Source organism: Sphingobacterium tenebrionis (genome assembly GCF_037126265.1).
Lineage (GTDB): Bacteria > Bacteroidota > Bacteroidia > Sphingobacteriales > Sphingobacteriaceae > Sphingobacterium > Sphingobacterium tenebrionis.
The window spans coordinates 64,555-78,602 of sequence record NZ_JAYLLN010000001.1 but is presented as its reverse complement, the minus strand read 5'-3'; the positions used below and the strand labels follow the sequence as shown (position 1 = coordinate 78,602).

Below are 14,048 nucleotides of genomic sequence, written 5' to 3'. Positions count from 1 at the left end.
ATTTAAATTGATTTATTTCCATCCAAAAGGTTGTTCTAAAATAGGATTAAGGATCATTTGAACTTCAGGAATAGGGCGATAATAATACATTGGTTCCACAAAGGTCCTTTTTCGAACTTCCGTCACCATGGTTCCTCCTTGGGTTCCATCGCTCAAATATACTCCAGCTGGACCACCAAACCTACCAATGGTATAATATACCAATGGAACGCCCAAAGAATTTTTTTCACGATTGCTCGGAATCGTCTGCCCTTCGGGGATTAATTTGATGTCAGGAACGCCATCGCCATTCATATCATAGTTTCCAACACCCGGAAAATACATTCCCTGGGGGATGTTCTCCAAAAGCTTTCCGGCATTCCAGCGCATCAGATCATCATATCGTGTATTCTCAAATGCCAGTTCAACCCTTCTCTCCCTTCGGATTTCTAGGATTGTTCCTACATTTGATCCTTGAACCATTGGAAAATCAAGCTTTAAAGCAGGATCAGGGCTAGCATTTGCTGTAACCAATACTAAATTAGGCATCCCCACCCGTTTCCGAAGGATATTTATGGTATTGTCCAGGTCCGTTTGGGTAATAATTCCTAGTTCTGCCTTTGCCTCTGCTAGGATCAGTAGTACTTCAGCATATCGATGCACTGGAAAATCAATTCCATTCAATACATTCTGATCCACACTATTCACATAGCCCTTCCGTTGATGATATCCTGTAAAGTTTTTATTCAATCGTTGTATATAAGTTGTATTACCGGGCTGTCTTAACCAGGTTGGATAAATCAATGTCTGTGACAACCGGGGATCTCTATCCTTGAATTCCTGAACAAATCCAAATTGCTCATGCCCTGCGATAGCTGTAAATCGGCTTCCATCTTTCATCAGATAACTTTGAACCAGATCTCTAGAAGGTGATTGTTCATAATCGCCAAAAACAACGGAGTTAACATTTTGGGTCACATTCTTATCTTGATCAAAAGCATTTACTAGAATCACTTCCTTATTGCTGGTCAAGTCCAAAGATTCAAAAAGTGTGGCATAATCCTCCTCTGGCTTGCCTGAATTATAGATGCTGAATTTTCCAGATTTTATGATTTCTTGCGCAGCGGATTCGGCAACCTTTAAAAAGACTTCTGCTGTTGATTCCAATTTCAACTCTGCATGATATTTTCTATAGGTACCTTCATGAAGGGCGATTTTAGCCTGCATCAAAGTAACGGCCCATTTACCTGGAGTTCCCGTTGGAACATTTTCCCGAACATTCTTAACAGCGAAATCAAGATCCTCTAAGATTTTTGTCATGACCTCTTCCCTACTGTTCTGTGGATTTTTTAATTCTGCATCTGAGGCATTTAATGTTTTATCATACCATGGAACATTTGAATACCGTTTGACCATATCATAGTAAAATATAGCTCTATAATATCGCGCTAGGCCTGCATAATGATTTTTTATTTCATCACTGACGCTTGCCTTGGTATAGTTTTCTAAAAAATAATTGATATTCCTCAGTCTTCCCCATGACCAGCCTCCCGTAATGGTTTGGGAAGAAGGGCTTCCGGCCATCATGTTTTTTATCTCTACCGCACCTGTGGTGGAGGCATTGTCTGTAGATTGATCATTCAAATAACTATTCCTATTGTGCAAGCTGACCATACCATTCATGTAGAGGGAAAGATCTTCCTCCGTTTTAAAGAAAACTTCTGGTGTGATCAAGGTTTGCGGAAAGCGATCTAGAAACCCCTTCTTGCAAGATATCGTGAAGCACATTAAACCTGCTATCGGTAATATATATATGTTTTTAAATTTTTTCATGATATTAAATCGTTTTGAGTTAGAAATCTAGGTTCAAACCGGCTGCAACTTTTCGCTGAAATGGATAAGCCCAAGCGCTATTGTCTGTTCCATTATTTATCGCTTCTGGATCGACAAATTTCTTCACTTCGGAGAATTCGAAGATATTCTCGCCGGTTACAAAAAATCGTAATCGACCTAAATTCCAGCGATCTGTAAGGCCTTTTGGAAGGGAATAACCCAATGTTACGTTCTTTATGCGAAGATATGCTCCATTCAATAGGTATTGGGTATTTGGAATGGCAAGACCTTTTCCATCATTTGCATCAGCTAACCAAGATTGCAATACAGGGTAGGTAGCATCATGGTTGGCATCAGCCAAACCGGCATCCAAATAAGCTTTTGAATGTTTTGCGCGCTGCTCTTCGGAATCCGAACTTTCTCTGTAATGGTCCAAATGCCAAGGATAGACATTGGCATAAGGCTGCTGATACGGCCCCCAGAACAAATAGTGTTTTGGATAAAAGTCGCGTTTCAATACCCCTTGAAGGAATACAGAAGCATCGAATCCATTCCAATCCATGTTGAGGTTAAAGCCTATCCGGTATCTATCCGCCGAATTACCGATGATCTTCCGATCTTTCATATCATTCTCCGTCAGTCCTAGTTCAATTTTATTGTTGCCATCCAAGTCTTTAAATTTTGGCCAACCATTAACGATCGTCAATGCTCCCCAAGGAATAATAGCTTTTTGGTCAAGCGCATCAATCTCTGCCTGATTCTTGAAAAATCCGTCGCTCTCTAAGCCGTAAATGGTTCCAAATTCATAGCCTTCAAAATAGTTGGATAGCAAGCGTTGGTCATTCTTGAATTTTGTGATCTTCGCTTTAGAATCAGAAAGAATAACTTTCGCATCGAATCGGAACGGCCTATCGGCAAGTTCAAACTGATCTTTATAACTTACCGAAACCTCCCAACCCTTAGTTCTTAGATCGGCTACATTCTGTCTGGGAACTGATGCTCCCAATACGCCTGGAAGTTCCTGTCCAGCGGTTAACATACCTGTGGTTTCGCGGGTATAAATGTCAAAGCCGGCAAAAAATCTATCGTTCAAAAATCCAATATCAGTACCGAAATTCAACGTCGCCACATTTTCCCAAGTATAGGTGGTTGGGTCGATGGTCAACGGTGGAGCTCCCCAGACCACCTGCTGCTGAGAACCATTGATTAAATAATTCGAAAGGCCCGTCGACATAGTTTGTATGTAAGAAAAATCACCCACATTCTGGTTTCCTAAACTTCCATAAGAAACCCTAAACTTCAGGTTTGAAAATGTAGGTTTCAAGTTTTGGAAGAATTCTTCATTACTCGCAATCCAAGCTGCTGATGCAGATGGGAAGAACCCCCAACGACTTCCTTTTGGAAATCTTGAAGATCCATCATAACGACCCGTTGCTTCGAAGATGTATTTATCACCAAATGTATAATTGATCCTTCCGAAGGCACTTTGGGTAGCATAGGTACTGTGTGCAGCGGTTATTCGTGGATCTCCATAGGTCAATGCTAAGTAAGGTAAAGTGGAGGAGATCAATTTATCACGATAAGCTTGGGTAGTATTCCAGATGTATTCTTCTTGGTTCACCCCTAAAGTTAATCCTATCGCATGCCTTTCTATTTTCTTGTTATAGTTAGCATATAAATTGAACACATCGTTGAATATTTCTCCCCTTCTATCCTGTACATAGCCATTGCCACCTTCTTCTCGTACATCATTTGGGCCAAATCCAATTTTATATTTTTTGGAGTGTTCGGGATACCGCCAATATTCACGCTTAAAACTAGCATCTGCCGTTACGGTCAGATCTCCATTTAAAAAGGTTCCAACAGCATTAAAAATATTATGGAAACCAAACATATTCTCATTCAATTTACCACCATCCACTAATTTCGCGGCTAACCGGCCGGCAGGGTTATTCCCCCAGGTACCATCGGGATTCACTGCCACATCGGTAGGTTTTAAATAATAGATATCTGTCAGGCTTGCATTTGGTCGGTCTCTATTGGTTTGATAAATATTCATGTTATTATCCACTTTCAACCAAGCCACTGGGGAAAATGAAAACCGCCCTCTGATACCTCTTCGTTGCCAGTTATCTGCAGCCAATCTGTTCAATCCATTCTCTTTGGTGAAGTCTGCGGATAGGTAATAGTTTACTGGCCTGTTATTAACCTGGGCACCCCCAGAAAATGTTAAGGAATGGACGTGTGAAAAGGAGGCGTTATGCAAGAAATAATCATTCCAGTTATTTCCTCCCATATAGGCCCATTGGGTCTGATCATCGGGATTGATCCGTACATCCGGTATACTTGGATCATCCGATCGTTCTTTTGCCCATTTATAATGTGCCTCACTGTAGTTGACATAATCCCATGGGGTGTTATCGGTGGAGGTCTCTAAAACGCGTGAAAAGATGTATGGGTCTGTAACTGGATCTGGCATTTCGGTCGGTTTACCCCATGCGGTGGTCACATTGTATCCAATGGACTGTTTCCCTTGACGACCAGATTTGGTGGTAATAAGAATAACGCCATAGGTTGCTCTGGCACCATAGATCGCCGCAGATGCCGCATCCCGTAAAACGGTGTAGGTCGCAATATCATTAGGGCTCAAACGGATCAGATCCCAACTATCAGACACTGGGATCCCATCGATCACGATGAGTGGCGAGCCACCATTGATAGATGTTGTTCCCCGGATATTGATGTTCGGGATTCCACCTGGGCTCCCATTACCATAGGTGATGTTTAATCCAGGACTGGCGCCCTGTAAGCCTTGCATCACATTGGTAACGGGTCGTGACTCCAATTGCTTACCTGATATCTGATCTACCGCTCCTGTAAGATTAATTTTCTTTTGGGTACCAAAACCAACGATCACCACTTCATCCAAATTGCTGGCATCCACCTCGAGCTTGACCTCAAGCACTTCATTTGCCTGAACAATAACCTCTTGGGTTTTAAACCCTAAATATCGAAAAATCAAGGTGGAATTATTCGGCAGTCCTTCCATCCTAAAATTTCCTGCATCGTCGCTAGAGGTCGCTCTATTGCTTCCCTTAACTAAAACACTTACTCCTGAAATTGCCTTTCCCTGCATATCGGTCACTCTTCCGGTTACTGCATCTGTCTGCGCATGAAGAGATTTAGGAATTATCCAGACAAGTAACAAGAGGAAGGAAATAGTCAGCATGCTACACGCTGAAATCTTTTTATTTTGGTTAGTCTTCATCATAATAAATTAATTGAACATTCATTCAACAATCAAACCTAAAACAATTGTATTAATTCAATATTATTTGAAAATGAAGATTATGTGATTTGGGAATTTCAGTGGGTTAAAAAAATGATTAAGCAGCTAATAAAACAAATATATACTACTGTAAACCATTGTTTTGTGAAAATCAATACAGAATTAGTATACGAAATATCAAATATTGTATTGATATTTATTGCGACATTTATTAACTGAACAGTCATTCAAAAAATCTATTTTTAATGGGAAGGAATAGCTTAAAAGACGAGCGTCAAAAAGAGATTATAAAAAAATATTATGCCGTAGCAAAAAAGGAAGGCCTAGAAAATACGTCTATTGCTAAGATCGCTTCCGAAATGAATGTAAACCCAAGTTTGATCATACACTATTTCAAAAATAAAGAGGAATTAACTTATTCCTTGATCGATTATATTTTAGAGAAATACTTGGTTATTTATAATCGAAAAAAAATAGAAGATCATGATTTGGGATCATTTTTAATAGAACTTATCCATAAACTATTCAAATCTTGGAATTCTTTATTCAATGACAGCGTATTTTACAGTTGTTATGCCTTGGGGTTCCGGGATAAGCTTATAAAAATGAAATTCAAAAACCTCCAGGACTCCCTGAGAAGCCATTTAAAAGAGGTGCTGGATAAATGTAATGAGGCGGGGATAGTCAACCTACCATCGACAGAGAAAACTGCAGATTTAATTTACATCATGGTAGATGGTGCCTACTATTACCTAAGCCTTATTTCTGAAAAGGAGGAATACGAAAAGAAACTATTGGAATATAAAAACTATGCCTATCAAACACTTGGTCTGTCTATTGACTAATTCACCTGTAAAGTCTTTTTCCGTTTAGCCAGTTTACGAGCATTAAAGCTTTTATAAAGCCCAAACCCAGCAATAATTACCCACATGGAATTGGAAGTGATATTTGGCAGATCCCTAAAATATAATGCACTTGTCACTAATCCCAATCCACCAACAATGTTGATCATTTGATATTTCCAGGAATCGAATGAAATCAATTTAAGGTTTAACAACAAAAAGCCTATTGTACAGCAGGAAACCCCAATCCAGCCAATTAATGCTACAAAATTCACCATGTTCATCATCTCTCCAGTTTTAAATAAACCAAAATAACCTTTAACCTTTTCGTTGGAGTGAAGGTTATATTAAGTTTTCTTAAACTAAACTGAAATTTCAGGGTGTCAAATCAAATTTGCTTCGCTCCGAAACCATAGTGAAAGCATGGTGAAAGTATGTAAATCCTATGTTGTGCATATTAAAACATGCTTTAAGCATATTATAACCGTGATTTTACAGCGAAATCATGGTTTTACCATAGGAAAACATATGATTTTTGGGTTAGCAACCCAAGAATTACAAACAATACATTTTCAAATTACCAATTGATTATTAGGATTAGAAGAATGCCAAGATTATTGACTAAGATTTAATATAAGATTACCTAGAAACGAAAAAAGGTGCCTATAAAAGACACCTTTTCTAATAAAATTTTATTTTACCTAAGCTTATGCTTCCGCGTAAGCTTCGATTGGAGGACAAGAACAGATCAAGGTTCTGTCTCCTTGAGAATCATTCACCCTACCTACAGAAGGCCAGAATTTATTCACTCTCAAATATTCGATTGGATAAGCTGCAGTCTGACGGGAATAAGGTCTATCCCACTCATCACCAGTTACTACGCGCGCTGTATGTGGCGCATGCTTAAGTACGTTGTCTTTTTGATCCGCATCGCCATTTTCAACCGCAGCAATTTCTTTACGGATAGCGATCAAGGCATCACAGAAACGATCTAATTCTGGTTTAGATTCCGACTCAGTTGGTTCAACCATTAAGGTACCTGCCACAGGGAAAGAAACCGTTGGGGCATGGAATCCATAGTCCATTAAACGTTTTGCGATATCAGCTACTTCAATACCTACGTTTTTGAAAGAACGACAATCCAAGATCATCTCGTGCGCACAACGACCGTTGGCACCCGCATACAATACCGGATAATGTTGCTCTAAACGAGCTTTGATATAGTTGGCATTTAAGATCGCTGTTTTGGTAGCCTCTGTCAGGCCTTCTCCGCCCATCATAGCGATGTAGGCATGGGAGATAACCAAGATGGAAGCCGAACCGAATGGAGCCGCAGAAACTGCGGAAATACCTTCCTCGCCAGAGATCTCAATAACCTCATGGTTAGGTAAGAATGGTACCAAGTGTGCTGCCACACCGATAGGACCCATACCAGGACCACCACCACCATGTGGAATACAGAAAGTTTTGTGCAGGTTCAAGTGACAAACGTCTGCACCAATATAACCTGGGCTGGTCAATCCAACCTGCGCATTCATGTTCGCACCATCCATATAGACCTGACCACCATTTTCATGGATGATATTACAGATCTCTACAATAGGCTCTTCAAATACACCGTGGGTAGATGGATAAGTCACCATTAACGAGTTCAACTTAGCAGCATGCTCTGTTGCTTTTGCCTTAAGGTCTTCCACATCAATGTTTCCACGTTCATCACATTTTACCACAACCACTTTCAATCCGGCCATAGAAGCAGATGCAGGGTTGGTACCGTGTGCCGAAGCAGGGATCAAACAGATATCTCTATCAAAATCTCCACGGCTATGGTGGTAAGCACGGATTACCATTAATCCAGCATATTCACCTTGTGCACCAGAGTTTGGTTGGAAGGACATTTTTGCAAATCCGGTGATCTCACATAACCAATCGTTCAATTCGTTGATCAATTGCATGTAACCACTTGTTTGGTCAACCGGAGCAAATGGATGCAGACCACCAAAACGGGCCCATGTTACAGGAACCATTTCCGTAGTTGCATTCAATTTCATCGTACAAGATCCCAAAGGAATCATCGAATGGCATAAAGAAAGATCCTTAGCTTCCAATGATTTGATGTAACGAAGCATCTCACTTTCAGAGTGGTAGCTGTTGAAAACAGGGTGGGTAAGGTATTCTGAAGCGCGCTCTAGGCTCTCCGGAATAACCACCTCTAATTCGTTTACAAAGCTCTGTACATCCACTTCGTTCAAGGACTTGCCAATTACCTTAGCGAATACCTTTACGATGGTTTCCACATCTTGGAAAGTAGTCGTTTCGTCTATGGAGATCCCTACGGTACCTTCACCGTAGAAGAAGTTCAATTCGTTGTTCAACGCCTCAGACTTCAACGCCACAAACTTATCCGCTACATCAAAACGTAAGGTATCGAAATAAGCTTCGTTGGTTTGTTTATAGCCCAATGCTTGGATGGCTTTAGAAGTCAAACGAGCAAGGTCATGGATTCTTGATGCAATGTTCTTAATGCCTTTTGGACCATGGTAAACCGCGTAGAAAGAGGCCATAATTGCCAATAATGCCTGTGCTGTACAGATATTGGAAGATGCCTTATCTCTACGGATATGTTGCTCACGGGTCTGTAAAGCCATACGCAAAGCGTATTCCCCGTTCGAATCAGAGGTTACCCCGATGATACGACCAGGAATATTACGTTTGAAACTATCTTTTGTAGCAAAGAATGCCGCATGAGGACCACCAAAACCCATTGGTACACCAAAGCGTTGGGAGTTCCCTACCACCACATCTGCTCCCCATTCTCCTGGAGGCGTCAATAATGCTAATGACATCAGATCGGTAGCAACACAGATCGTGATGTTTTTATCATGGGCAAATGCCGTGAATTCTTTATAATCAGCGATGGAACCATCTGCTGCAGGATATTGGATGAAGGCAGCAAACACCTCATCGGTAAGATTTTCTACCGTAAGGTCTGCTACGCGGATTTCCACACCAAATGGAACCGCTCTTGTTTGCAATACATCCAATGTTTGTGGATAGATGTTTGGAGTTACCAAAAATACATTGGCATCCTTGTTCTTACGGGCACTGTACAACATGAACATCCCTTCGGCTGCTGCTGTAGCCTCGTCCAATAAGGAAGCGTTGGCAATTTCCAATCCGGTCAGATCAGACACCATCGTTTGGAAGTTCAACAAAGCCTGTAAACGGCCCTGTGCGATTTCCGCTTGGTAGGGTGTATATTGCGTATACCATCCTGGATTTTCAAACACGTTACGCTGAATAACCCCAGGAAGGATCACATCATTATACCCTTGACCGATATAAGACTTGAAAACCTTGTTCTTCTCTGCGATTTGAGCAATCTTTTCCAGGTAAGCCACTTCGCTAAGTGCTTTTGGAAGTTTTAATGCCTCTTTCTTACGAATTTGCGCTGGAACTGTCTGCTCGATCAACTCGTCCAAGGAACTCACGCCTAAAACGGTTAACATCTCTTCTACTTGCGTAGAACTTGGACCGTTGTGGCGATCCTCAAATTTCTCTTGGTAAAATACGTTACTCATTGTTGTATTTATTGTAACTTTTTGGAACTGATGTGCAAAGATACGCTTTTTCAAGCGAATTTCTTAACCCACAATAGGGCGCAAAACTTTTATAATTATATCAAACGATTGCGTATAATTTTATGCGCAAAACAATTTCAAACCCAATACGATACAAGAATTTTAAAAAGGCGGTTAATTCCTTGTTTTTACAGCAATACGCTTCCTGAATTATCGTAAATCAATGTATACCTATACTTTAAAAAAAAGACAATCAATAAACAATTTCCTTTCATTTTCGCTATTGAGGACCGCCCATTCTATAAAGAAATAACAGCATTAACGCCTTAAAAATTAAGAATTTATAATAATATCGCCGTTTTTAATAATGATAGGAATCTTTGTTAATTTAGGCGCAAGCCAATTAAAAATTTTATGCTGAAACTACAAGTTAACAATGAAACAAACCGATTAAAAGCTGTTATCCTGGGTATTGCCCATCAAAATGGTCCTACCCCCAAGGCCGAAGAGGCTTACGACCCCAAATCTTTGGAACATATCTTGGCTGGAACATACCCCACCGAACGCGATATGGTAGCAGAAATGGATGCCTTTAAAACGGTTCTTGAAAGTTATGAGGTCAAGGTATACCGTCCTGAGCTTATCCCCAACCTGAACCAGATTTTTACCCGCGATATCGGTTTCGTGATCGACGATTATTTTATAAAATCCAATATCCTGCCCGATCGGGCTCAAGAGTGGGAAGCTATCCAATACCTGGTCAAAGAAATCCCCTCGGAAAAGCTCATTACCGCACCTGAGGATATCCATATGGAAGGTGGAGATGTTATCCTCTGGAACGATCATATCTTTATCGGTACCTATAAAGGAGCGGACTACGCGGATTACAATACGGCCAGGACCAACATGAAGGGTGTCGAATTTTTACGGGATCTTTTTCCGGGCAAAAAAGTAAAAGAATTCAATTTGGTCAAGTCCATGAGCAATGCCCGGGAGAATGCCCTTCATCTGGATTGCTGTTTCCAACCTGTTGGCAAGGATAAAGGGATCATCTATCCGGGTGGATTTTTGGATCAGGAAGATTATACCTACCTCGTTGAGCTATTTGGCAAGGAAAACCTGTTCCATATTACAGCTGATGAGATGTACCAGATGTTCTCCAATGTGTTCTCTATCGATGAAAAGGTAGTAGTATCCGAGCAGCGGTTCACCCGTTTGAACAACTGGCTAACGGAACAGGGCATTGTGGTGGAACCCATTCCCTACCATGAAATCGGTAAACAAGAGGGACTTTTGCGCTGTTCAACCCTTCCTTTATACAGAGGATAATTATTTTAGATATCATATATGCAAACAACGGATAGCATCTTGATGGTCAGGCCATCCAGCTTTCGAAAAAATGAAGAGACTGCGGTAAACAACTATTTCCAATCAGATGATAGCGAATCGAAACGATTGGCCGAACTGGCCTTAGCTGAGTTTGATAATTTTGTGAGCACGCTAAAAAGCGCAGGTATAAAGGTTGTTGTTATTCAAGATGACGGCAGTAAGGATACGCCCGATAGTCTTTTCCCGAACAACGTGATCTCCTTCCATCAGAACCAAGCCATAATCTATCCGATGTTTGCCGAAAACAGACGCCGTGAAAGGACATTGAACTACTTGGGAAAATTGGACAAATTGGGCTATCACTTTGACAAACTAACGGATTACACCCATTTTGAAGATCAGAACAAATTTCTGGAAGGAACGGGTGTCCTGATCTTGGATCGCGTGAACAAGGTTGCCTACTGCTCTATTTCCGACCGTGCGGATGAACAGGTGCTCCAACAGTACGGCGAAGATCAGGGGTATCAAACCATCGCTTTCCATGCCGTTCAGTTGGTCGATGGCCAATACCTTCCGATCTACCATACCAACGTGATGATGTCCGTAGGGACAGCTTTCTGTTTGATCTGCCTGGATAGCATCAAGGAAGAAAAGGAAAGGATGTTGGTTGTTGATAAGCTTAAGGAAACGGGAAAAGAGATCATCCGCATTAGCGAAAAGCAGATGCATCAATTTGCCGGCAATATCCTTGAAGTAAAAAACACGGATGGGGAGCCCTATATCTGTATGAGTAGTCAGGCATTTGAAGCGTTGGATGAGGAGCAGATCAAGCATTTGGAGAAGCATGGGAAAATACTGCATGCCCCGCTATATAGTATTGAGAAATATGGTGGCGGAAGTGCGAGATGCATGATGGCAGAGTTGTTCTATGAATAGAATGGCGCTGCCTTCTTTATTTTGCTACTTAAAAACTGTCTTTAGCGATCTCTCTTCTTACACGGCTTAAGCTTTCGGGGGTAATGCCTAGATAAGAAGCGATCATCCATTGTGGAACCCGTAACAAAAGGCTTGGATAAAGCTCCATGAACTCCAGATAGCGCTCTTTAGCGGTCATCGCCAGCAAGGAGTTGATCCTTTTCTGCAGGTAATAGATACTCCGTTGCAATGACCTTTCGGTGAACATGCTGAAATCAAAATTCAGTTTACCGGCTTCTGTAAAGAAATTCGGATGAATGAACACCACTTTGCTGGGTTCAATGGCCTTTATGAAATACAAGGAAGGTTCATCAAAGTACATGCTGGAACGATCGGAGATCAACCAGTTTTCCGGGGCGAACTGAAGGATATGCTCCCCTCCTTTTTCATCCAGGGATAAAAACTGCAGGAGACCTTCTTCCACGAACAGCACGGAACGGCATACTTCACCAGACCGCATCACATACTGATTGTGCGAAAGCTCCTTCAGTTCATAATACGGCTGAAGGGCCTGGAAATCAGCATCTGTTAAGCCAGCCTTTTCACTATAGTAGCTATAAAAATTACTGCCTTTTAATTGCTCTTCCGTCATGATAAAAAAACTAATAAAGGATGGTGAATTTAAAATCCAACGGATGGAATGCCTTGACCAATTCCTTGACCAAATCTTCCTCGTATTTTAGGTATAGCACGGCAAAATTATCGGTACGTTCCTGTAATCCTCCCCCAGGGAACAACCTATCCTTGATGCGCTCGATCTGGATCAAGGCATCTTCGTGGTTTCTCTTTTCCGCTTTCAGGAATTTCTTCTCCAGGTTGTTCATGGCCTTCTTCAGCCTTGCCTTTACCGCATCGGTACTTGCCGCCAAAGTGGGGTCTATCTTATGGGCCCTTAACTTGATGCGTCCAAAAATGGCATTCATTTCCATCCATTCATCCTGAAGCTGCAAGCGCTGTTTGGTCTTCCGCTTTACATATTCATTCTTCAGGGAATTCAAAGGCTTGAATATACTTTTAAAGGTAAAATCCAACCGGAAGATCTTACTTGCCAAACCATCGTCGCTGATCATGGCCGAGTTCCTCGGGATCAGGATCGGGAAAGGTACGCTATATTGATCAAAATTTGCTTTCAGCTGTAACCAATAAACAATCTCCGCTCCCCCTCCTATATAGGCCAGGTTTGGAAGAATGATCTCTTGGTACATCGGCCGCATGACCACGTTCGGGCTGAACCTTTCCGGGAAATTCTTGATCTCTTCCAAGAGTTCTGCTTCGGTAAAAAAGAGGTTCTGATGCAGTACCTCAAAGCGTCCGTCTTCAGTTCTTATCAAACGCTCCCTGAATTCATCCGTTAAGTAAAAGAAATTGATTTCCCGCGCATGAACCTGGGTATCAAAACCCTCCTCCTCCAATTGTTCAGACGTCTTGTTGATCGCTTTAAAACTTTTTTCCTGTAGGACATCTTCGGTCATGATGGGCGCAAAAAGCTCCTTGAATGCCTTTCTATCAGCATCGATAATAATTAGACCGTAATCTTTGAAGATTTCATTGACAAAGACTCGGGTGGCATCCGCTAAGGACCTTCCTTTTAGATAGGCTTCCTGAACCATCTCGGTAAGCTTGGTTGCCGTATCGGATAATCCAAACGTATTGGTGTATTGCTTCACGACCTCTGCCATGGTATCTGTGCTCATCCGGCCGGTAGCAGAAACTCCATCTTCGTTCCATTCGATCTTTTTGCCATACACCCGCGTATGGTTGATCTCTGCAAAATCGTGGTCTTCAGTAGCCATCCAATAAACAGGAACAAACTCTTTGTGGGGGTATGCTTTCTTCAGATCCTCTGCTAAACGGATAGCCGTTACGATCTTGAAGATGAAATAAAGGGGCCCTGTAAAGATGTTCAATTGATGGCCCGTGGTTACCGTAAAGGTGTTTTCATCGGACAATAATTGAATATGTTGGGCCACCTGTGGAGAAGATTCCAACAGGTCCTTATACTGTTCTTTCAGTTCCTTGGCCAATAATTCTCGGTGAGCAAATCCCTTTTTCAGTTTGATCTGCTCCCCAAATCCGGCTATATCAGGCTTATTGCCATAAAAGGGCGCCAATTTTTCATTGTTCCCTAAATAGGCCAATAGGGTTTTTGAAAAACTATTGGTGTCACTGTAGTCTATATAAGTGGCCTTCATCTAATCCTGGTCTTATTTAAATTGAAGA

Annotated in this window: 9 protein-coding genes; 3 read left to right on the top strand and 6 right to left on the bottom strand. The window is 41.5% G+C overall.

The genetic code is table 11. The annotated features are described in order from the left end of the window. Positions 1–12 precede the first annotated feature (12 nt). Together VJ786_RS00375 and VJ786_RS00370 are read right to left on the bottom strand one after the other, a co-directional pair. Positions 13–1,812, bottom strand: a complete 1,800-nt coding sequence (locus VJ786_RS00375) for a RagB/SusD family nutrient uptake outer membrane protein (protein WP_336556982.1) — start codon at positions 1,810–1,812, stop codon at positions 13–15. 19 nt (positions 1,813–1,831) lie between these two features. Next, positions 1,832–5,041: a SusC/RagA family TonB-linked outer membrane protein gene (locus VJ786_RS00370; RefSeq protein WP_336556981.1), complete on the bottom strand. Its 3,210-nt coding sequence runs from the start codon at positions 5,039–5,041 to the stop codon at positions 1,832–1,834. A gap of 305 nt (positions 5,042–5,346) precedes the next feature. On the opposite strand from VJ786_RS00370, the gene VJ786_RS00365 reads away from it, so the two are divergent. After that, a complete protein-coding gene (locus tag VJ786_RS00365; protein ID WP_336556980.1) occupies positions 5,347–5,946 on the top strand; it encodes a TetR family transcriptional regulator in 600 nt (199 codons plus the stop codon). Here VJ786_RS00365 and VJ786_RS00360 read toward each other — a convergent pair. Further along, positions 5,943–6,221, bottom strand: coding sequence for a CBU_0592 family membrane protein (locus VJ786_RS00360; RefSeq protein ID WP_134778474.1), 279 nt, complete (start codon positions 6,219–6,221; stop codon positions 5,943–5,945). The two genes, VJ786_RS00365 and VJ786_RS00360, sit on opposite strands and share 4 nt — an antisense overlap. A 429-nt stretch (positions 6,222–6,650) precedes the next feature. After that, positions 6,651–9,524, bottom strand: coding sequence for an aminomethyl-transferring glycine dehydrogenase (gcvP, locus tag VJ786_RS00355; protein WP_336556979.1), 2,874 nt, complete (start codon positions 9,522–9,524; stop codon positions 6,651–6,653). A gap of 414 nt (positions 9,525–9,938) precedes the next feature. Between gcvP and VJ786_RS00350 the strand changes: the two genes are divergently transcribed. After that, entirely contained in the window at positions 9,939–10,853 is a 915-nt protein-coding gene (locus tag VJ786_RS00350; RefSeq protein ID WP_336556978.1) for a dimethylarginine dimethylaminohydrolase family protein, read from the top strand. Positions 10,854–10,871: 18 nt separating this feature from the next. Continuing rightward, positions 10,872–11,789, top strand: coding sequence for a citrulline utilization hydrolase CtlX (gene ctlX, locus VJ786_RS00345; RefSeq protein ID WP_099365107.1), 918 nt, complete (start codon positions 10,872–10,874; stop codon positions 11,787–11,789). Positions 11,790–11,817: 28 nt separating this feature from the next. On the opposite strand, the gene VJ786_RS00340 is transcribed toward ctlX, so the two are convergent. Beyond that, positions 11,818–12,420, bottom strand: a complete 603-nt coding sequence (locus tag VJ786_RS00340; RefSeq protein ID WP_336556977.1) for a Crp/Fnr family transcriptional regulator — start codon at positions 12,418–12,420, stop codon at positions 11,818–11,820. 10 nt (positions 12,421–12,430) lie between these two features. Beyond that, positions 12,431–14,020: a bacillithiol biosynthesis cysteine-adding enzyme BshC gene (gene bshC / locus VJ786_RS00335; protein ID WP_099365108.1), complete on the bottom strand. Its 1,590-nt coding sequence runs from the start codon at positions 14,018–14,020 to the stop codon at positions 12,431–12,433. Between the last annotated feature and the right edge of the window lie 28 nt (positions 14,021–14,048).